The sequence below is a fragment of the Aeromonas sp. Y311-2 genome (genome assembly GCF_027706025.1).
Lineage (GTDB): Bacteria > Pseudomonadota > Gammaproteobacteria > Enterobacterales > Aeromonadaceae > Aeromonas > Aeromonas veronii.
In genome coordinates this window covers 1-21184 of record NZ_JAPDCL010000009.1, presented here as the reverse complement: position 1 = coordinate 21184, position 21184 = coordinate 1, and the positions used below count along the sequence as shown (strand labels likewise).

The 21184-nt window shown below is 60.5% G+C and carries 19 protein-coding genes; 16 read left to right on the top strand and 3 right to left on the bottom strand.

Features of this window, described 5'->3' with window-relative positions; all coding sequences use genetic code 11:
• Positions 1-463 precede the first annotated feature (463 nt).
• From nrfA to OKC42_RS10265, 9 genes are all read left to right on the top strand, one after another.
• On the top strand, positions 464-1900 hold the full coding sequence (nrfA, locus tag OKC42_RS10305) for an ammonia-forming nitrite reductase cytochrome c552 subunit (RefSeq protein ID WP_443111665.1): 1437 nt from the start codon (positions 464-466) through the stop codon (positions 1898-1900).
• Positions 1901-1953: 53 nt separating this feature from the next.
• Positions 1954-2553, top strand: coding sequence for a cytochrome c nitrite reductase pentaheme subunit (nrfB, locus tag OKC42_RS10300; protein WP_265776479.1), 600 nt, complete (start codon positions 1954-1956; stop codon positions 2551-2553).
• Positions 2550-3242, top strand: coding sequence for a cytochrome c nitrite reductase Fe-S protein (nrfC, locus tag OKC42_RS10295; RefSeq protein WP_270819621.1), 693 nt, complete (start codon positions 2550-2552; stop codon positions 3240-3242). The genes nrfB and nrfC overlap by 4 nt, the downstream gene beginning before the upstream one ends.
• Before the next feature lie 87 nt (positions 3243-3329).
• Positions 3330-4283: a cytochrome c nitrite reductase subunit NrfD gene (nrfD, locus tag OKC42_RS10290; RefSeq protein ID WP_270819620.1), complete on the top strand. Its 954-nt coding sequence runs from the start codon at positions 3330-3332 to the stop codon at positions 4281-4283.
• Positions 4284-4599: 316 nt separating this feature from the next.
• Entirely contained in the window at positions 4600-6567 is a 1968-nt protein-coding gene (gene nrfE / locus OKC42_RS10285; protein ID WP_270819619.1) for a heme lyase NrfEFG subunit NrfE, read from the top strand.
• Entirely contained in the window at positions 6564-7166 is a 603-nt protein-coding gene (locus tag OKC42_RS10280; RefSeq protein WP_270819618.1) for a DsbE family thiol:disulfide interchange protein, read from the top strand. Before nrfE ends, OKC42_RS10280 begins: the two co-directional genes overlap by 4 nt.
• The gene (nrfF, locus tag OKC42_RS10275) at positions 7166-8368 is read left to right on the top strand and encodes a heme lyase NrfEFG subunit NrfF (protein WP_443111664.1); all 1203 of its coding nucleotides are present in this window, start codon (positions 7166-7168) and stop codon (positions 8366-8368) included. The genes OKC42_RS10280 and nrfF overlap by 1 nt, the downstream gene beginning before the upstream one ends.
• Positions 8369-8459: 91 nt before the next feature.
• Positions 8460-9089 (top strand): DUF2268 domain-containing putative Zn-dependent protease, encoded by a 630-nt coding sequence (locus OKC42_RS10270; protein WP_236302054.1) that lies wholly within the window; start codon positions 8460-8462, stop codon positions 9087-9089.
• Between the two features lie 54 nt (positions 9090-9143).
• Complete coding sequence (locus OKC42_RS10265; RefSeq protein ID WP_270819617.1) at positions 9144-9596, top strand: NUDIX hydrolase; 453 nt, start codon at positions 9144-9146, stop codon at positions 9594-9596.
• Positions 9597-9694: 98 nt separating this feature from the next.
• On the opposite strand, the gene phnX is transcribed toward OKC42_RS10265, so the two are convergent.
• The 3 genes from phnX to phnW are packed head-to-tail and all read right to left on the bottom strand — an operon-like array spanning position 9695 to position 13105.
• The gene (gene phnX / locus OKC42_RS10260; protein ID WP_270819615.1) at positions 9695-10534 is read right to left on the bottom strand and encodes a phosphonoacetaldehyde hydrolase; all 840 of its coding nucleotides are present in this window, start codon (positions 10532-10534) and stop codon (positions 9695-9697) included.
• Positions 10527-11966, bottom strand: a complete 1440-nt coding sequence (locus OKC42_RS10255) for an aspartate aminotransferase family protein (protein ID WP_270819614.1) — start codon at positions 11964-11966, stop codon at positions 10527-10529. The genes phnX and OKC42_RS10255 overlap by 8 nt, the downstream gene beginning before the upstream one ends.
• A complete protein-coding gene (phnW, locus tag OKC42_RS10250; RefSeq protein WP_270819613.1) occupies positions 11963-13105 on the bottom strand; it encodes a 2-aminoethylphosphonate--pyruvate transaminase in 1143 nt (380 codons plus the stop codon). The genes OKC42_RS10255 and phnW overlap by 4 nt, the downstream gene beginning before the upstream one ends.
• A gap of 265 nt (positions 13106-13370) precedes the next feature.
• Here phnW and phnR point away from each other — a divergent pair, with 265 nt between their 5' ends.
• The 7 genes from phnR (at position 13371) to OKC42_RS10215 (ending at position 21037) form a co-directional block, all read left to right on the top strand.
• The gene (gene phnR, locus OKC42_RS10245; RefSeq protein WP_005300236.1) at positions 13371-14078 is read left to right on the top strand and encodes a phosphonate utilization transcriptional regulator PhnR; all 708 of its coding nucleotides are present in this window, start codon (positions 13371-13373) and stop codon (positions 14076-14078) included.
• Between the two features lie 120 nt (positions 14079-14198).
• Positions 14199-15218 carry a putative 2-aminoethylphosphonate ABC transporter substrate-binding protein gene (locus tag OKC42_RS10240; protein WP_005352506.1) on the top strand — a complete coding sequence of 340 codons (1020 nt, stop codon included), beginning with the start codon at positions 14199-14201 and terminating at the stop codon, positions 15216-15218.
• Positions 15219-15490: 272 nt separating this feature from the next.
• The gene (locus OKC42_RS10235) at positions 15491-16585 is read left to right on the top strand and encodes a putative 2-aminoethylphosphonate ABC transporter ATP-binding protein (RefSeq protein ID WP_270819612.1); all 1095 of its coding nucleotides are present in this window, start codon (positions 15491-15493) and stop codon (positions 16583-16585) included.
• Positions 16582-18318 (top strand): putative 2-aminoethylphosphonate ABC transporter permease subunit, encoded by a 1737-nt coding sequence (locus OKC42_RS10230; protein ID WP_270819611.1) that lies wholly within the window; start codon positions 16582-16584, stop codon positions 18316-18318. Before OKC42_RS10235 ends, OKC42_RS10230 begins: the two co-directional genes overlap by 4 nt.
• Positions 18319-18336: 18 nt before the next feature.
• Positions 18337-19743 carry an FAD-dependent oxidoreductase gene (locus tag OKC42_RS10225; protein ID WP_005333527.1) on the top strand — a complete coding sequence of 469 codons (1407 nt, stop codon included), beginning with the start codon at positions 18337-18339 and terminating at the stop codon, positions 19741-19743.
• A gap of 482 nt (positions 19744-20225) precedes the next feature.
• Positions 20226-20765, top strand: a complete 540-nt coding sequence (locus OKC42_RS10220) for a hypothetical protein (RefSeq protein WP_081250362.1) — start codon at positions 20226-20228, stop codon at positions 20763-20765.
• A 2-nt stretch (positions 20766-20767) separates the two neighbouring features.
• On the top strand, positions 20768-21037 hold the full coding sequence (locus tag OKC42_RS10215) for a hypothetical protein (RefSeq protein ID WP_081250363.1): 270 nt from the start codon (positions 20768-20770) through the stop codon (positions 21035-21037).
• Positions 21038-21184: the final 147 nt, after the last annotated feature.

The window sequence follows — 21184 nt, the reverse complement described above, 5'->3', positions numbered from 1 at the left end:
GCAGCTTCAATAAATGGATCATAATCCGAAGGTCAAAAGCTCATACAACAACACCGAAAATTTGCATATTGAGTCAATTATTAGCATAAGTCATTGCCAAAATCTGTGAACAATACGGCAGCAATCAGGATCAGCAGCAAAAAGTGCCAGTATGTAACTGTACCGTTCAAACTCCTGCCATCGAATGCTCTGCAGTTAACAAGAAGTTGAGTTTCCATAAAATTTAATCCAGATCTCATTTCAGCGATCAATCCTGTGCACCAATTGATCTGGCACAACTCTCCCTCCGATAAATCATCATTAAATTTACCTATTTGTTAGGGTAACCCTCGAGCAATCATATATTGCGCGGTTTTATTCACCCGCAAGCGAATGTCTGCCCACCCCGCCCGACGGGGGGAAGATCCACACCAAGATGGAACGGGTCAGACGAGACCAAAACATTTATCTGGGAGTGATAAACGTGGGTTCACAACACAGGCATATCAAACTGGGCCTCGCCACCCTGCTGCTGACTACCAGCCTTGGCACCAGCGGCTGGGCACTGGCTGATGACGCAACCACCAATGGCAAGATAGAGGCGCGCAGCGAGCTGTTCGCCAAGGATCACGCCGATCAGTTCACTAGCTGGCAAGCCACCAGCGAAAGCAGGGAACGCACCGATGCGCTGGCGGAAGATCCCAATATGGTGGTGCTGTGGGGCGGTTACCCCTTCGCCAAGGATTACAACAAGCCACGCGGTCACTTCTATGCCCTGACCGACGTGCGGGAAACCCTGCGTACCGGCGCCCCGAAAACCGCCGAAGATGGCCCGCTGCCCATGGCCTGCTGGAGCTGCAAAGGCCCGGACGTGGCCCGCGTCATCGACGAGAAGGGTGAGGATGGCTACTTCAAAGGGATGTGGGCCAAGGGTGGGCCGGAAGTAGTCAACACCATCGGCTGCGCCGACTGCCACGACACCGCCTCGAAGGAGTTCAAGGCGGGTAAACCTGCCCTGCACCTCTCCCGTCCCTATGCCGATCGGGCCATGACAGCCATCGGCAAGCCGTTCAAGGAGCTGGGGCGCTTTGATCAGCAGTCCCAGGTGTGCGGCCAGTGCCACGTGGAGTATTACTTCAGCGGCCCCACCAAGGCTGTCAAATTCCCCTGGGACAAGGGCACCACTGTGGAGCAGATGGAGGCCTATTACGATGAAATCGGCTTTGCCGACTGGACCCATGCCCTCTCCAAAACCCCCATGCTCAAAGCCCAGCACCCCGAGTACGAAACCTGGCGCGCCGGCATTCACGGCCAGAACAACGTCGCCTGTGTCGATTGTCACATGCCCAAGGTGCAGAACGAGCAGGGCAAGGTCTACACCGATCACAAAGTGGGCAACCCCTTCGATCGTTTCGAGCAGACCTGCCGCAACTGCCACACCCAGAGCAAGGAGATGCTGCAAGGGATCGTCAAACAGCGCAAAGAGGCGGTGATCGAGACCAAGCTGAAGGTCGAGAAGCAGCTGGTACACGCCCATTTTGAAGCCAAGGCGGCCTGGGATGCCGGCGCCACCGAGGCAGAGATGAAGGATATTCTGCAGGACATCCGTCACGCCCAGTGGCGCTGGGACTACGCCATCGCCTCCCACGGGGTGCAGATGCACGCCCCCGAAGTGGCCCTCAAGGTACTTGGCAGCGCGCTGGATAAAGCCGCTGACGCCCGCACCAAGCTGGCGCGCCTGTTGGCCAGCAAGGGGATCAGCCACGAGATCGCCATCCCCGACATCTCCACCAAGGAGAAAGCGCAAGCCGCCCTTGGCATGGATATGAAGCAGTTCAACAGCGACAAGGCCCAGTTCCTCAAGACCACGGTCCCCGCCTGGGATGCCGAGGCCAAAGCGGCCGGACGGCTGGCACAGTAACGGCGCCTGCGGGTCCGGCCCCAAGTCGGGCCCGCAGCGGATGGAGGCTTCCTATGGGTGATTTAACGATGGATTTTTTACGACTGATGCTGATGGCAGCCATGCTGCTCACCAGCCTGCAGGGTCAGGCGGCCGAGTCGGCAGCAGCCCCTGTTCCAGCTACACATGAGGTGGAATTTTTACGCAATCCCGACAAGGCCTGTACCGACTGTCACAAGGAGCAGAGCGAGGGGATGCACGGCAAGCATGGTCAGGCGACCAATCCCAACAACCTCAAACCGGTGACCTGCACCAACTGCCACGGCCAGCCCTCCCCCCAGCACCGGGAAGGGGTCAAGGATGTGATGCGCTTCAGCCACAGCCTGAAGGATAAAGAGAGCATCAAGCTTTATCCCATCAGCGAGCAGAACGGGGTCTGCATGAGCTGCCACGAGCCCAAAGAGCTTCGCGAGGCGCTCTGGGCCCACGATGTGCACGCCACCAAGCTCACCTGCACCAGCTGTCACCAGTTGCATCCGGCCAAGGAGCCCATGGTGGGGATCCCGGAAAAATCCCGCATCAAGCTCTGCGTCGACTGCCACAGCAAGCAGCATGAGGCCAGCAAGGCCCGGCAGGAGCAGTCCAAACCGGCTACCGGCAAGGAGGCATCATGAGCTGCTCTCGCCGTGACTTTATGGCGGGCATGGGCGCGGGGGCCCTTATCATGATGACGGGGACTGCTAGTGCCAACACCCGCTCCCTTGCCACCACCCTTGCCCACAGCCAGACCATCGACGGGATACGCTATGGCATGATCCACGATGAGACGGCCTGCATCGGCTGCACCGCTTGCATGGATGCCTGCCGGGAAGTGAACAAAGTGCCAGAAGGGGTCTCGCGCCTCGAGATCATCCGCTCAGGCCCCATCGGGGAATTTCCCGACGCCGAGTACAGCTTCTTTCGCAAGTCCTGCCAGCACTGCGACAACGCCCCCTGCGTGCACGTCTGCCCGACCGGCGCCTCCCATATTCGCAAGGAGGATGGCATCGTCGATGTCGACGCGGATCTCTGCGTCGGCTGCATGTATTGCCTCGCTGCCTGCCCCTATCAGGTGCGCTTTATCAACCCGGTCACCCGAGTGGCGGACAAATGCGACTTTTGCCGCAAGACCAACCTGGCGGCGGGCAAGGAGCCGGCGTGCGTGGAATCCTGCCCCACCAAGGCGCTGGTGTTCGGCAATCTGGATGATCCGGACAGCCCCATTGCCCAACGGCTGGTGAAGGAGACCACCTATCGCTACAAGCAGGCGCTCGGCACCTCGCCCAAGATGTACCGCGTGCCCAAAGGGGAGATAACGTCATGACCATACAAGCGGCATTTCACTTCCCTTCACTTGTCTGGGGATTTGCCCGATCGCCATCTACTGCTGTGACAAAGGGAGGAATGGATCATGTTGCATGACGCATTTCACTTCCCTTCCCTTGTCTGGGACTGGCCCATAGCCATCTATCTGTTTCTGCTCGGTATCTCCGCCGGGGCCACCACCCTCTCGGTGCTGCTGCGCCGCAAGGGGGCAGGCAGCGAGAGCGGCATCATCAAGGCGACCGCCATTCTGGCGCCAGCGAGCGTGATATTGGGGCTGCTGATCCTTATCTTCCATCTGGCCCGCCCCTGGACCTTCTGGAAGCTGATGTTCCACTATCAGTTCGACTCCGTGATGTCGATGGGGGTCATGCTGTTTCAGCTCTATATGGCGGTACTGTTCGCCTGGCTGACGGTGGTGTTTCGCGCCGAGATCGAGACATTGCGCGGCAGGTTGCTGCAAGAGAAGTTCGCTTTTGTGGATGGGCTGATTGGCTGGCTCGCCCGCATCGAGCGGCTGCTGGCGCCGCTCTTGCTGCTGCTTGCCGTGCTGCTAGGGGCCTACACTGGCTTTCTGCTCTCGGCACTCAAGACCTATCCGCTCTTGAACAACCCGGTGCTGCCGGTGTTGTTTCTGGTCTCAGGCATCAGCTCAGGTATCGCCTCCACCATCTTGCTGGCGGTGACGCTCTTCAAGGAGAACCATCACAGCCAAGGGGTGAGCTTCGTGCATCGCTTCGAGCGGCCGGTGCTGGCGGTGGAGGTGTTGCTGCTGGTCTGCTTCTTTACCGGCCTCTACTTCGGTGGCGGTCAGAAAGAGGTGGCGATGTGGGCCGCCATCGGCAGCGGCTTCTGGGCTCAGGTGTTCTGGCTCGGGGTGGTGGGCATCGGCATGCTGCTGCCCCAGCTGCTGGCTCTGCTGACCCCGGCGCCACTGCGGGAGCGCAACGGCCATCTGGTGCTGGTCTGCAGCCTGACCCTGGTGGGGATCCTGCTGCTGCGCTACTTCGTGCTTTATGCCGGCCAGATGACGGTAGTTTAAAAACCGGTTCACGCTCCTGTTGCGAGGCCGTGATCAAGGCTCATGTGCTGCTCGGAATCCTCATGTATTCACATACATTGCGGTTCCTGCGCTGCTCTTTACCTTGCTGACGACCTCTCACGACGGATCGTGAACCGGTTATTGAAAGCTGGGGATAAGCACCAGCCACCCTCGGGTGACTGGCGCTAGTTTGTTGCTGGCCCAATGAATTTCTGGTGATGCCACACCCGTTGCTTGGCAATATTCCCCGCCAAAGGGAGACGACGCTACGTGTGTGCCATGACATGAATGACATCAAAGATTGACTGGAGGTTGTGTGCTGGCGGAGCTCGGCTATCTCTCACTGTTGCTGGCGGCGGCACTCTCCTTGCTGCAGGGCACACTGCCCTGGCTGGGATTACGGCTCGCCTCCCCGACTCTGCTGCGCTGCGCCACGCCGCTGGCGCTGATCAATGCCATCCTGTTGGGGGCCGCCCTGCTGCTGCTCGCCAGCTGCTTTGGCCAGGATGATTTCACCGTCAGCTATGTGGCCCAGCACGCCAACAGCGCCCTGCCTCTTGGCTTCAAACTGGCTGCGGTATGGGGCGGCCATGAAGGCTCCATGCTCTTTTTTGTTTTTGCGTTGGGGCTGTGGGGCGCTCTGGTAGCCCTTTGCTCCAGGCGGGTCGATCCGCTGATCACAGCCCGGGTATTGGCCATCATGGGGCTGATCGTCGGGCTGTTCGCCCTCTATACCCTAATCTTCTCCAGCCCGTTTGACCGCCAGTTCCCGGGGCCGCTGGAGGGGCGCGATCTCAACCCCATGCTGCAGGATATCGGCCTTATCATCCACCCGCCCCTGCTCTATCTCGGTTACGTCGGCTTTGCGGTCAACTTCGCCTTCGCCATGGCGGCGCTCCATTCGGGCAGACTGGATGGCGCCGTGGCCCACTGGAGCCGCCCCTGGGCGCTCGGCTCTTGGGTGTTTCTCACCGCCGGCATCGTGCTGGGCTCCTGGTGGGCCTACTACGAGCTCGGCTGGGGCGGCTGGTGGTTCTGGGATCCGGTAGAAAACGCCTCCCTCTTGCCCTGGCTGCTCGGCACTGCCCTGCTGCACGCCCTGATTGTCTGCGAGAAGCGCGGCGCCTATAGTCACGCCGTGCTGTTGCTCTCCATCTTCACCTTCGCCTTGAGCCTGCTCGGCACCTTCGTGGTGCGCTCCGGGGTACTCACCTCGGTGCACGCCTTTGCGGTGGACCCCAGCCGCGGCCTCACCCTCTTGTTGCTGCTCGGTTTGCTATTGACCTGCGCCCTCACCCTGTTTGCCCTGCGCGCAGACATTCGCGCCCCCTATGCCCGCTTTGGCTTGCTGTCAAAAGAGGGGCTGCTCGGCGCCGCCATTCTGCTGCTCTGCGTGGCCTGCGCCAGCGTGCTGCTCGGCACCTTCTACCCCATGGTGTTCCAGTCACTTCATCTGGGCTCGCTCTCGGTGGGCGCCCCCTATTTCAATACCATCTTCGTGCCGCTGGCCCTCTGCCTGATGGGGCTGATGACCCAGCTGCCGCGCCTGCGCTGGCAGCAGCTTGCGACACATTCCCGACTCAACTCCCTGTTGCCGCCGCTGTTTGGCCTGCTTGGCGGCGGGCTGCTTAGCCTTGCCTATTTGGAACAGGGATCGTTTTCCGGTAACTGGAACGGCATCCTCGCCAATATGGTGAGCCTCTGGCTGATGGCCAGCCTGCTGCCCCCGCTCTTGCAACCGACGTCGCTGCGCGAGCTCACCCTCAATAGGTTCGGCAGCCTGCTGGCCCACCTCGGGGTGGCGGTGTGCGCCCTTGGCATCGCGCAGGTGAGTCACCACAGTCAGGAAGGGGGCACAGTGCTTGGTGCCAACCAACCCTACCAGCTCGGCGCGTTCGAGTTTCGCTATGAGAGGCGCGAGCCGGTGATCGGCCCCAACTATACCGCCGAGCGGATCACGCTTAGCGTGCACAAGAACGGTAAAGAGGTGGCGCGGCTGACGCCTGAGCGGCGCCACTACAGCGTGCGCACCATGAACATGAACGAACCCGGCATCGCGTGGGGAATGTTCGGCGATCTCTACGTGGTGCTGGGTGAGAAGATGGGGCCAGATGCCTATGCCATGCGGCTGCACTACAAGCCGCTGGTACGCTGGATCTGGCTCGGCGGCCTGTTGATGATGGCAGGCGGCACCCTGCGTCTGCTCGCCCGTCGCCCTTTGCTTGCCTCCCGCACCGTTGCGGTTGGCACCTCCCATCCCCGGCTCGAACAGGAGGCGTTATGAGATCCCGCCTGAGCCTCTTTCTTCCCCTGCTGCTGACCCTAGGCCTCGGCGCCCTGCTTTGGCTCGGCCTTGGCAACAATCCCTACAGCCAGGATGAGGCGACGCTCGGGCGTACCCTACCTGCGTGGCAGAGCGACAATCTGCTGGACGGGAGTCCGATCCAGACCGCCAGCCTCAAGGGCGAACCCTTTGTCCTTAACGTCTGGGCCAGCTGGTGCGTCAACTGCCGCGCCGAGCATCCGCTGCTCAGCGAGCTCGCGGGCACAGTGCCCCTCTACGGTCTCAACTACCGGGACAAGGGGGATACCGCCCGCGCCTGGCTTATCCAGGCGGGCAACCCCTATCGCGCCGTACTGGCCGACCCCAACGGCAAACTGGCGCTGGAGCTCGGCGTCTACGGCACGCCAGAGACCTATCTGTTTGATGCCGATGGTGCCCTGCTCGCCCGCCACACCGGCGAACTCACCAAAGGGATCTGGCAACGCCAGTTTGCCCCCCTGCTCGATAAGGCGCGAACTGACGCGCAAATGAAGGCCGCCACAACGGCACACGCAATTGCGCCATCTATTGCAACATCAGCTCGGGAGACACAGCCATAATGTGCCGTTCTCTTGCCTGCGCCCTGCTGGCCCTCGGCATGCTGCTGAGTGCAACTGCATATTCCAGCGGGGTCGACACCTATCAGTTTCGCCACCCCGAGCTGCAAAATCGGGCGCAAGAGCTGGCCCGCGCTCTGCGCTGCCCCCAGTGCCAGAACCAGAATCTGGTGGAGTCCAACTCCCCCATCGCCCGGGATCTGCGGCTAGAGGTCTACCGCTGGGTGGACGAGGGGCAGTCTGATGAGCAGGTGATCGCCCGCATGACGGAGCGCTTCGGCGATTTCGTCCGCTACGATCCCCCCTTAAAGAGCAGCACGGCGCTGCTGTGGGGCGGCCCCCTGCTGCTGTTGGGGCTGGCACTGTTGACCCTGTTTCGCCGCCTGACACGCACAAAGGCGCAACTCATCCCTGCAGTTAAGGCCATCGATGAGGCCCCCCCTCAACCCGCCGCCGATCCGCGCAGCGAATTGAATTTGCTGATCATGCACGGGGAGCAGGTGGGCCTCTCCCCAGACCAGCCACTCTTCAGGGAGCTGAGCGCCGCCCGCCTGGCCAACGCCATCCCGGCGGCTGAGCTGGCCCTGCGCGCGCAACTGGCCAGCCAGCGTGACAATCGCGGCCGCAATAACCAGCACGGGCGGGCCTTGTTGCTGCTTGGCCTCCTGGCCATCGCGGCCGTTGCCGCTGTGTATTTCAGCAGCGGCCGCTACCAGGCATGGCAGGATTATGCATCCCGTCCCGATCCGCTGGCGGGGTTGAGCCCGCGGGATCTGCAGGACAAGGAGCTGGGGAGTCTGCATCAGAAACTTCAACGCAGCCCTGCCGATCTCGACGCTTGGGCGGCGCTCGGCCAGCTCTATCTCTATCGGGGCGAATATGACAACGCCCTGCTCGCCTACCAGCGCCTCGCTCTGCTGGAGGGGGGCGCCAGCGCGGCGACCCAGGCCGCCCAAGCCACTGTGCTCTACTATCAGGCGGGCCAGCAGCTGACTCCCGAGGCAACCCGCCTGCTGGAGAGCGCCCTCAAGCAGGACGCGGGGGAAGTGAGTGCCCTGATGCTGCTCGCCTCCGATCACTTTCTGCATGGCCGCTACAGTCAGGCCATTGCCCTGTGGCAGCAACTGCTCGATGGCGAGCGCCCTCGCATCAACCGGGCCGCGCTGATCGAGGCGATCCAGACGGCAAGCATAATGGGCGGGTAACCCCTTGATTGAAGGAGGGTAATCGTGGTGATATGGCGCCGCGACCACGCAAGTGGCTCAGCACTCACTTTCAATAGACAAGGATGTCTGGATGCAACTCACCCTGTTAAACGACTCGGGCAAATTCGATGGGCTCGATGACACCATTAGGCACGTTTTTGCCGAGACGGCGCACAAATTGAATGCCTTGTTCGATCTCTCCCAACTGGATGTCACCTTCAGCCCTTTTGCCGAGGGGGATGCTCCCGACTCGGGTATCGGTGGCTGGGCCATCAACATGTATCGGATAGAACTCCAGCTTGATCTGGAACGGCCCGACATAAAAGAGGTGATCATCACAGAATTGCCTGCCGTGCTGGCCCACGAAGTCCACCATATCGTGCAAAAGAAGAACAAGGTGAAAGCAGAAACACTGGCCGAAAACCTGATTTTTGAAGGGCTGGCCTGCTACTTTGAGCAGAGGTTCAATGGTGGCACACTCCCCTCGCTGTTCAAGGAGTCTCATCATCATGACTGGCAATCGCTCCTGGCAGAGATGACGCCCCATCTATCCAGCAAGCAGTTCAACTTTTTAGACTTTTTCTACTGCCGTGATAACCGGCTATTTCCCAAATATGCCGGTTACTGGGTGGGGTTCAATCTGGTGGCCAACTATCTGGCCAAAAATGGCCTGAATGAAATAGAGGTCATGGGCCTGCCCGCCGAGGCGTATTTCAATTAACACGCCTTCACACTGTTCATGGCTATCACAGAGCCCAAACCCGGAGAGAAGATCATGATCCCCATTCGCTGCAAGGCCGTCTCTGGCGTTGCCCTTACCACTGTCGATGGCGAAACCAGATTGCTGGTGATGAAACGGGTCAAGGGGGGCTTCTGGTGTCATGTGGCAGGCACGGTGGAGGCGGGTGAAACCGGCTGGCAGACCATTATTCGGGAGTTTGGCGAAGAGACGGGGATCAGGGTCACCGAACTCTACAACGGCCAGTATCTGGAGCAGTTTTACGAGGCGAGCTTGAATACGGTGGAGGTGGTACCGGTCTTTGTGGTCTATTGCCCGCCCAATCAGGCGGTGACCCTCAACGATGAGCACACAGACTATCGCTGGTGTTCCCTGGCCGAGGCCAAGGCGCTGGTGAGTTTCCCCGGCCAGAAGGCGCTCTACGACCATATCTGGCACCACTTTGTCGACAACGCCCCCTCTCCCCTGATGCGGGTCGATATCCGCTGACCGCGCACAACTTCCCCCTGTAGATGCAACACGCCCCCGGATGGGGGCGTGTTGTATCTAAAGCCAGCCAAGCGCTTTTGTTAGACCAAGCAGATGGCCTACGGCCGCTCGCCAGCGGCCAGACGGCGGTTGATATCGGCGATAACCGGGGCGATGTCGGCCAGGGTATCAATCACATAGTGTGCCCCCGCCGCCCGCAGTTTGGCCTCGGCCGGTGCGCGCCGGGCGGCGATCTCCGCCTCACTCATGGCGGCAAACTCTTCCCAAGTGGCACCAAATTCGTTGCCGGAAACCGACAGCCCCACCGTCCACATGCCCGCGTTCAACCCTTCGCTGATACCCGGCACGGCGTCATCCACCTTGATGCAGCGATGCACGGCGCTCACTCCCAGCTCAATCACGTTGGTCAGCGCCATCCAGGGGCCGGGGCGACCACCGGCTTTGAGGTCATCGGTGGCGACCCAGTGATCCGGGCGATAGCCGTGATCGGCCGCAGCAGGTACCAGCGCCTCCATCACCGGACGGGGGTAACCGGAGCAGGAGCCGATTTTCATCCCCTGACCCCGCAGAGCATCCAGCACCGGCAGCACATCGGGGATGGGGGCGGCAAAGCGGGTCACGGCGGCAATCTGCAGCGGCATAAAGGTGTGATAAATGTGGTCCACCTCGGCATGACTCATGGGGTGGCCGAAGCGAGTCTGCCAGCGCGCATCCACCGAGGGCAGACGGCCCAGCGCGGCGATATGATCCCACTTGCCAAGACCCATGGGCTGGCGCGCTTCGTCCAGGGTCACGGTGAAGTCATAGGCGCGGGCGAAGGCCTCGACGAAGATGGAGGTAGGGGCGAAGGAGCCGAAATCGACGACGGTACCGGCCCAGTCGAGGATCAGCGCCTCTACGTCGGTGGTCGGGTCTACAGCAATCTGCAAGTCAGTCATGGTGATGTTCCTGTTTCGGTGAAAGTGCGATCTCGCCGAGGGCGCGATCGAGAATGGTGATGGCGCGCACCAGATCGGCGCGGATAATATTGAGCGGTGGCGAGAGCTGGATAACATTGCCCTGGGAGACCTTGAAGCTGAGCCCAAGCTCCAGACAGCGGTAGAGCAGCCGCTCGGCGGCCTGGCTATTGCGGGTGCGACTCTGGTGATCGACCACCAGATCGAGCGCCCAAAGCAAACCAATACCGCGCACCTGCCCGATCAGCGGGTGACGCTCGGCAAGCGCCGCGAGCTCGCGCGCCATAAAGCGGCCATCCTCCTGCGCTTTTGCAAGCAACCCCTCTTCGCGGATTGTCTCTATAGTGGCGAAGGCCGCCGCGCAGCCGATGGGGCTCTTCTCGTGGGTGTAGTGACCGAGCGAAATAGCTGCGGCCTGATTGAAACGGTCGCGGGTGATGAGCGCCGCAAACGGCACCACCCCGCCCCCCAACCCCTTGCCCAGACAGATGATGTCGGGTTCGATGCCGAACTCCTCGAAGCTGAACCAGTGGCCGGTGCGGCCCAGGGCATTGGGGATTTCGTCGACGATCAACAGCACCTTGTGGCGATCGCAGATCTCCCGCACCCGCTGCCAGTAGGCCTTCGAGGGCACCTGTACGTCGGTGTTGCGGATGGGCTCGGCGATAAAAGCGCCGATCCCCCCCTCCTTCTCGATGACGTACTCCAGATAATCGGCGTAGTGCAGGTCATCCCCCTCCCCGCGATACCAGACGCCGCGATAGCGGGTGGGAGGCGGGATGCGCTCCACCCCAGCCATCAGCGGGCCCATACCGGCGCGAAAACAGGCCTCGCCGCCGACCGAGATGGCATCGAGGGAGGCGCCGTGAAAGGCATCCCAGAGGGACACCACCTTGCTGTTGCCGGTAATAAAGCGGGCAAGCTTCAGGGCAATCCCCACCACCTCGCTGCCGCCGGGAGCGAACAGCACCCGGTTAAGATCGCCGGGGGCCAGCTCGGCCAGGGTGCGGGCACAGTCGATGGCAACCTGATGGCTGTAGCGGCGGGGCGCGAACGGCAGATCGGCGAGTTGCTGCTGCACCGCGGCCACCACGTTAGGATGACCGTGGCCCAGCTGATGGACGCTGTTGCCGTGAAAATCGAGGTAACGCGCGCCCGATACGCTGGTCAGCCAGCTCCCCTGCGCGCCCTCAATCAGATCCAGACAGGGGGTGGAGAGTGCCTGATGGAGGAAGTAGCGGCTATCTTCCGCCAATCCCGCCTGCACCGCCTCGCTCTGGTCAGCCCACCAACGCGCCCGCCCCTCGCCGAGGTTGATATCCCCTTCGCTGTCGGCGCGGCCGCTGCCGTGTAGCTTATGGTCATGCAAATCGCGGGCACGCAGATCACGCCCCTGAGCCAGCATGCTGGTCATCGCGCGTCCCCTTGCCAGTAGCAGGCGCTGGCCATGGCGGCGAGCAGATCGCGCACCCGCTCCGGGATCACGTCGCCGATATTGCCGATACGGAAGCAATCGGCTTGGGAGACCTTGCCCGGGTAGATAACAAAACCCTGTGCCTTGAGCCGCTGGTAGAAGTCGGCGAAGCGGTAGTCAGGGTGGGTCGGAGAGTAGAAGGCGGTGATGATGGGAGATTGCCACTGTTCTGGCAGCAGTGGCGCAAAGCCGAGGGCAGCCATCCCCGCCACCAGCGTGCGCTGATTTTCACTGTAACGCTGATGGCGGGCGGCGATGCCCCCCTCCTCGTCCAGCTCGCGCAGGGCCTGGGCAAAGGCAAGCACGGTATGGGTGGGCGAGGTAAAGCGCCACTTGCCCCCCTGCTGCTCCATGGTCTGCCACTGGGCATGCAGGTCGAGGGAGACAGAGCGGGCACGACCGGCGCAGGCCGCCAGCGCAGCGCGGCGGGCGAGGACGAAGCCAAAGCCCGGTACCCCCTGAATGCACTTGTTGGCCGAGCTGATAAGAAACTCGATGCCAAGGCGCCCCATGTCGATGGGGATACCGCCAAAGCTGCTCATGGCATCGACGATCAGGCGGATGCCACGACGCTGGCAGAGCTCAGCTACCTCATCGAGCGGATTGAGCATGCCAGTGGTGGTCTCGCAGTGGACCATGGCCAGATGGGTGATCTCGGGGTGGCGCGCCAGCATCGCCTCGATGGCGGCGGGCTCCGGGCGGGTGGTCTCGCCGCAGTCCAGCTCATGGTGACGCAGGCCAAGGCAGCGGCCCATCTCCCCCATGCGGGCGCCGTAGGCGCCGTTGTTGATGATCAGCAGACACTCATCGATGCCTATCGCCGAGCCCAATACGCTCTCCACCACATAGCTGCCGCTCCCCTGCAGCAAGACGGCGCTGTAGTCACTTTCATATTCAGGGCCAGTAGCGAGGCGCACCAGCTCGCGGCGGATGGGCTCCACCACCCCCTGGTTGTAATCCGCATCCCAGGTACAGCTGTCTTGCAGCATGGCGGCGCGCACCGTGGCGGTGGTCGAGAGGGGGCCCGGGGTCAGCAGCAGGTAATCGACGGCGGCAGGGGCCGCAGGAATATGGGTCATGACTTCGCTCCTTTTTGGTATATACCAGAATGAGCGCATTGTGGGTAACTGCCCCGCCAAGGTCAAAGGGGCGGGACTACGTGCAACAAAAAATTCATTTTCAGCGCCGGGATCGCGATAATCTAGGAAGCCTGAACAACAGTGGCGATGCTGGTATCTACCAACGCATGTTGATGTGCCCTTTAACGACCGGGCAGGTGTCCTGCCCTGTGCCCAGCCCATTGCCCAACTCATTGCACAACTTATTGAAAAACCAGGGATTTTCATGAGCAAACCGCAATATCTGCAGATCAAGGATGCCCTCGCCAACCAGATCCTGGCGGGGGGTCTGGCCCCCAACGACAAGCTCCCCTCCGAGCGGCTGCTGGGGGAACTCTATGGCACCACCCGGGTTACCATCCGCGAGGCACTGGTTCAGCTGGAGGCGAACGGCCTTATCTATCGGGAGGATCGCCGCGGCTGGTTCGTCACCCCGCCACGCTTTCGTTTGAACCCCAGACGCACCTCCAACTTTCACCAGATAGTGCGGGAGCAAGGGGGTGAGCCGCGTACCGAATTGCTGGAGAAAAGCCGCCAGGCGGTGCCGCCCGCGTTGATGGCGCAGTTGCAGCTCAAGCCGTTCGACAGCCTGTTTCTGCTCAAACGGCTGCGCTACGCCAACGGGCGCGCCATCTGCTACTGCGAAAACCACTGCCTGCCTGAGCGGGTACCCGGCCTGCTGGAGCTGGATCTCAACGGCAGCCTGACCGAGATCTATCAGGCCCATTACGATCTTCACTACGCCCGCATGCAGGTGCGTTTCTTCCCCACCGCCCTGCCGGACGAAGTGGCCAAGGCGCTGGGGGCCACCGCCGGCCTACCCGCCCTGCGCCTCGAGCGGCTCAACTTCGATCAGCACGGCCGGGTGCTCGACTTCGATCTGGAGTACTGGCGCCACGACAGTCTGGAGATCGAGGTTGATACCCAGGATTAGTCACGAACAAATCAGGAACGGCAAAACGTCACGGGGCTGTCACGGTCACGTCATAAAGATCCCCTAGCCTCTCTCTCGACCAATCTGGTTTATACCAAACCAATTTAACTGGAGAAGAGGATGAAACAGGGAACCCATCTGCTGGCCGCCGCCGTGCTGGCTGCCATGACCGCCCCGGCACTGGCCGCGACCGATCTCACCGTCTACACCGCCTTCGAACCGGAGCAGCTCAATGAGCTGAAAACCGCATTCGAACGCCAGCATCCGGACATCAACATCAAGTGGGTGCGTGACTCCACCGGCGTGGTCACCGCCCGCTTGCTGGCAGAAAAAGCCCAGCCCAAAGCGGATGTGGTGTGGGGACTGGCCGCCACCAGCCTGATGCAGCTCGATCAGCAGCAGATGCTCAATGCCTATGCACCGAAAGGGCTGGATAAGCTCGACAGCCGCTTTCGCGACAGCAAGGCCGAGCCGCACTGGATCGGTCTGGACGCCTTCTTCAGCGCCATCTGCTTCAACAAGGTAGAGGCGGAAAAACAGGGGATCCCGGCCCCCACCAGCTGGGCCGACCTCACCAAGCCCATCTACAAGGGCAAGGTGATCATGCCCAACCCCAGCTCCTCCGGCACCGGTTACCTGAGCGTTGCGGGCTGGCTGCAGACCATGGGTGAGCAGCAGGGCTGGCAATTCATGAACGGCCTGCACCAGAACATCGACCGTTACACCCACTCGGGCTCAGCCCCCTGCAAGCTGGCCGCCAGCGGCGAGACGGTGATCGGGATCTCCTTCGACTTCCCGGCTACCAGCCTCAAGGCCAAGGGTGCCCCCATCGAGGTGGTGTTCCCGAAAGAGGGGTCGGGCTGGGATATGGAAGCCGCCGCCATCATCAAGGGCACCCCCAAGCTGGAAGCCGCCAAACAGCTGCTCGACTTTGCCGCCACCGAACAGGCCAACGCCCTCTACAACAAATCGTTCGCCGTGGTCGCCATCCCCGATGTAGCCCAACCGAGAGCGGGCTATCCGGCGGATATCAAAGGCCAGATGATCGACAACGACTTTAGCTGGGCAGCCCGCGAGCGTAACGCCATCCTGGCCCAGTGGAGCGCCAGCTTCGACGGCAAGACCGAAGCCAAACAGTAAGCGTGAAGGGCGGCGGTTTGTTCACGCCAGACACACTGCCGCCAATAAACTGCCAGTCGAAGGCCAACAGCTGTTGGCCTTCGCTTTTTGGTTTTAACTTCCCGAGTTTGTATTGCCTTCAATTAGCGATGCTTAGTCCATTCGCACAGTGCCCAGCCACTTGTTGGCGACCCGATCTCATTTGACTGTCATCAAGCTGTCATCCCCCGATCACCTGACCGTCACACTTCACCCGCAAACTGGTATATACCAAATCAGTAGCGAGTCGAACCATGACCCAGCCCTATCTGGACATTCAACATCTCAACAAGCAGTTCGGTGCTTTTCAGGCCCTTAAAGAAATCTCTCTGACCATTGAGCCGGGGGAGTTTATCTGCTTTCTCGGCCCCTCCGGCTGCGGCAAGACCACTCTGCTCAGAGCCATCGCCGGACTGGATCTGCCGGACAGCGGCGAGATCTGGCAAGGAGGGCGCAATATCTCCCGCCTGCCGCCTCAGGAGCGCGATTTTGGCATCGTGTTTCAGTCCTATGCCCTCTTCCCCAACCTGACGGTGGCCCAGAACATCGCCTTCGGCCTTGAGAATCAGGGGTTGGCGCGGGATCTCATCAAGGAGCGGGTGGACCACTGGCTGGGGCTGGTGGATCTCACTGCCCAGTCCCACAAATACCCGAGCCAGATCTCCGGCGGCCAGCAGCAGCGGGTGGCGCTGGCCCGGGCCTTGGCCCTCTCCCCCGGTCTGTTGTTGCTGGACGAACCGCTCAGCGCCCTGGATGCGCTGGTGCGCACCCACCTTCGCAGCGAGATCCGTGCCCTGCAGCAGCGCCTTGGCATCACCACCATCATGGTGACCCACGATCAGGAAGAGGCGCTGACCATGGCCGATCGCATCGTGGTGATGGAGGGCGGCCGCATCGTACAGGTGGGCACCCCGCAGGAGATCTACCACCAGCCTGCCAGCCGTTTCGTGGCAAGCTTTGTCGGCACCATGAACTTCCTCGACACCCTGGTGCTGAGCCCCAATCAGGTGCGCCTCAACGAACAACCGCTGACACTTGCCAACCAGGCCGCTGCCGGCAGCAAATTGCAGGTGGCGATCCGCCCCGAGGCAATCACCCTGAGTGCGCCGAGCGAGCCGTATCTTGGCCAACATGGCGTTGAAGCAACCATCGATCAGGTGGAGTTTCTCGGCGCAGCCCAGCGCCTTATCTGCACCGCCGACACCTATCTGGGCCCGCAGCAGATCCTGGTGGAGCGCCCGACCCACGAGCTGCCCCGCCACGAACAAGGGGGCTGGCGCAGCGGCATGCGCTGCTCGCTGCACTGGCCCGCCGGGGCGATGCAGCTGTTTGAAGGAGATCGCCCATGACAGCCCCCCTTGCGACCTCCTCCCTGTTGCCACGCGCGACAGCCCGGCAAGACGGCCGCTGGCAGCGCCTTTGTCGCGGCTGGAGCCGGGATCAGCTACTGCAACTGATCCTGCTGGTGCTCGGCATCGCCCTGCTCACCGGCGGTCTGCTGCTGCCGCTGCTCACCATGCTGCAAAAGAGCCTGCAGGATGAGAACGGCCTCTGGGTGGGCCTTGCCAACTTCAGCGCCTACTTCGACTCCCCTCATCTGGGGCGCACCATTGGCAACACCCTCTGGCTCGGGGTGCTGATCACCGCGCTGGTGGTGACCATCGCCTTTGGCTACGCCTATGCCCTCACCCGCACCTGCATGCCGGGCAAGCCCCTGTTTCGCCTCATCGGTTTGATCCCGCTGTTGATGCCCTCCCTGCTGCCCGCCATCAGTCTGGTCTACTGGTTTGGCAATCAGGGGATCGCCAAGGGGCTGCTCGGCGGCGAGAGCATCTACGGCCCCATCGGCATCGTCATCGGTCTTGGCTTCTGGTGCTTCCCTCACGCCCTGATGATCCTTATCACGGCGCTCGGTCAGAGCGACGCCCGCCTCTATGAAGCCTCCCGGGTGCTGGGCAGCAGCGGCTGGCGCACCTTTGTCACTGTCACCCTGCCTACCGCCCGTTATGGCCTGCTCAGCGCCGCCATCGCGGTCTTCACCCTCACCATCTGCGACTTCGGGGTAGCCAAGGTGATTGGTGGCCAGTACAGCGTGCTGGCTACCGATATCTACCGGCAGGTGATCGGGATGCAGAACTTCTCCCTCGGCGCCGTTGCCAGCGTCACCCTGCTGCTGCCGGCACTGTTGAGCTTTGCGCTGGAGCACAGGGTACGCAGCAAGATGCAGGAGCAGAGCAGCACCAAAGCGGTGCCCTATAGCCCCAAGCCCCATCGGCTGCGGGATCTGCTGGCGCTCAGCTGGTGTACCCTCTGGGCCCTGCTGTTTCTGGCACTGGTGGGGATGGCCGTTTACGGATCCTTGGTGCAGTTCTGGCCCTACAACCTCGCTCTGACGCTCGATCACTACGCCTTTGACAGCAACAGCGTCTATGGCTGGCAGCCCTTTACCAACACCCTGCAGTTGGGCCTCTATACCGCGCTTATCGGCACCGTGCTGGTGATGGTGCTGGCCTGGACGCAGGAGAAGGGGCGCCACTTTGCGCCGCTGCGCCAGCTGTTGCATCTGCTTGCCATGCTGTCGCTGGCGGTGCCCGGCATGGTGCTGGGGCTGGGTTACATCTTCTTTTTCAACGGCAATCCGCTCTTTGGCGGCCTATACGGCACTCTGCCGCTGATGGTGCTCTCCTGCGTCATCCACTACTACACCGTGGGTCATATGACGGCACTGACCAGCCTCAAGCAACTGCCCAAGGAGCTGGAGCTGGTGGCCATCTCATTGCGCATTCCGCTCTGGAAGGCGTTCTGGCGGGTCACCCTGCCCGCCTCCCTGCCAGCGCTCTTGGAAATCTTTATCTATCTGTTCGTCAACGCCATGACCACCACCTCGGCGGTGATCTTCCTCTATTCGAGCGACAGCGTGCTCGCCTCCATCGCCGTGCTGAACATGGAGGATTCCGGCGATACCGCTGCGGCCGCCGCCATGGCCACCCTGATCCTGCTGGCCGCCGCCACCGTCAAGCTGCTCCAGCTCTTTTTAAGTCGCGCCCTGCTGGATCGCACCCAGCGCTGGCGCCACCAATAACCTTATCGAGGAGTCATCATGTCCACTCTCCCCTTCTGGCTGGCCGAAGCGCTTGCCGCCGAACAGCCCGCGCCGCCCACGCCCCTAGTCGGCAACCACGAGGCCGATATCTGCATCGTCGGCGGCGGCTTTACCGGGCTTTGGAGCGCCATTGCCCTTAAACAGGCCGAGCCTGCCTTACGCATCATGGTGCTGGAGAAAGATCGCTGTGGCAGCGGCGCCTCCGGGCGCAACGGCGGCTGTTTGCTCACCTGGTCGGCCAAATACCTGACGTTAAAGCGCCTCTTTGGCGAGCAGCAGGCCGCCTGGCTGGTACAAAGATCCGAGCAGGCGGTACACGAGATTGCCCGCTTCTGCGAAACGCACAACATAGAAGCGGAGCTGAGGGTCGAGGGCACCTGCTACACCGCCACCAGCGAGGCGCAGCGCGGCCTGATGGAGCCGGTATTGCAGGAACTCAAGCGAGCCGGTCTTAACCAGTGGCAGGCGATTGAAGAGGATGAACTGGCGAGCCAGAGCGGTTCCCACGTTCATCTGGAGGGGCTTTACAGCCCTCACGCGGGCTCGGTGCAACCGGCGCTCTTGGTGCGCGGCCTGCTGCGGGTGGCGCGGGAGCTGGGGGTCGAGGTCTATGAGCACTCCCCCATGCGGCGCCTTGAGGCGGGCCAGCCTGCGCGGGTGCAAACGCCACAGGGCGAGGTGCGTGCCCGCAAGGTGGTGCTGGCCCTCAACAGCGCCATGGTGCAGCACTTTCGCGAGTTTCGCCGCAGTATCGTGCTGGTCTCCTCCGATATGGTGATAACCGACCCCGCGCCGGATGCACTGGCCACCCAGCAGCTTGAGCACGGCCGCTCCGTGGTGGATGGCCGCACCTTTGTGCATTACTACCGCTCCACCCCGCAAGGACGGCTGATGCTGGGCAAGGGGGGCAACACCTTCGCCTTTGCCAACCGCCATCTAGCCGAGTTCGATGCGCCGAGCCGTTATCTTGCCCCCCTCACCCGCACCCTGCGCCGCTTCTTTCCGGCGCTTAAAGAGGTGCCCATCGCCGCCAGCTGGTGCGGCGCCTCCGACCGCTCGGTAGATGGCCTCCCCTTCTTCGGCCACTGGCGAGGGCAGCCCAATATCGTCTATGGCCTCGGCTACTCCGGCAACGGGGTGGCGCAAAGCTGGATCGGCGGCCAGATCCTGGCAACTTTGGTGCGCGATGAAGTGCGGGAGGAGGACAAGCCGTGGCGTGACTGCGCCCTGGTCAGCGGCCCGCGTGGCTATTTTCCGCCCGAGCCGTTTCGCTGGCTGGGGGCCATGGCGGTGCGCAACGCCATCCGGCGCAAGGAGCGGGCGGAAGATGAGAACCGCCCGGTGGCCTGGTATGACAAACAGCTGGCCAAACTTGCCGATGCGGCGGGCAAGGCGGATAAATAGCCCGGCGATAGAGGGCAACCATTTCTCATACTGTTTCGCCCCACACCCTATTTCTTGAAAATGCCGACCCGAGGGCCGGCATTTTTACAGGTGAAATCTGAGGGAGCATTATCGCCAAGCGTGATCCGCTGATGGGCCCCAGCGGCGGCAGGGTTGAGATAGCGTGATTTGTAGGTTGGCGCAGAGCGTAGCGAAGCCCAACAGACGAGCATGATTACGTCAACCAGAGCGGAATAAACAAGGATGTGGCGAAGCCGTAAAACAGATTTACAGGCATATTCCACGATAAACGTGGGGCTTCACTTCGTGAAGCACGGACCTACCATTTTTAGCCCAGCATACGAGATAATACGTGTGTGCAAATAAAGCTAAAAATAATATATTCAACCCTATTACATACATGTTTCTTCACAGCTGCAGCCATGATAATGTAAATTTACATTTCAGAAATTTGTATACCACATCTTTTTAAGAGGCTCACCATGAACCCAGAAAAAATTCAATCTGATATTGATGCGTTGTTAACCTATATGAATGATGATATGGAAAGCTTAGGTGAAACTATCAAAACGGTTTATTTTGGGTTTAATGAAGGTGAAAACGACAGAGTCGCTATAGATAAAAACTTAGGTTGGCCAGAAGAACATTTATTTAAAATAATAAACATTTCGCACTCCCGTGGCCTTGTAATAAAAAGCTATAGGGATTTTTCACAGGTTCAACTCACTGAAGAGGGGCAAAGCAGAGCCATCTCCGTCAAACATGGTAAAGATCGTTCATATGAGTTAGGTGCCAGCATGCAAATATCAACATTAAATGTTAATGCGCCATCTCAAATTGGAAATGGAAATACCCAGAATATAAGCAACATTTTCAATCAATTAATTCAAGATATTGATAAATCTCAAGCTTCAACTGAAGAAAAGAGCGAAGCTAAAAAACGGCTTACTACATTTCTCGAACATCCTCTTGTTAGCTCCATTCTTGGAGGAGTTGCAGGCTCACTAACTGGACTTATTTAACTATGGATGAACTACATAAAACGATTAAGTTACGCTGCACTTTCTGTCACTCAGAACAGTTTGCCATACCTTATTCTGACTACACGCCTCCTAGCCATAGTTTTGTTGTATGTGCTAATTGCGGCAGAGAAAATGATGTTACATCCTTATTAATAACAGCAAAATCAAAAGGACTTTCGATTGCACAAGATTATGTGGAAGAATTAGTAGATAAAATGAAATCAGATATAGCAAAAACATTTAAGAACAGTAAGTTCATAAAAATAAAGTAACTTATCAATCTGTACAGATCTAGTTATCACCTGACTCCGGCCTCAAACCGGTGTCTTGTTTACGCTACTTCAGGGCGGGAGCACACTTTGTTGATATTTTAACCAAAGAATAACTGAGCCCGATAGTCGTCATTCCAGCCGGCTCTT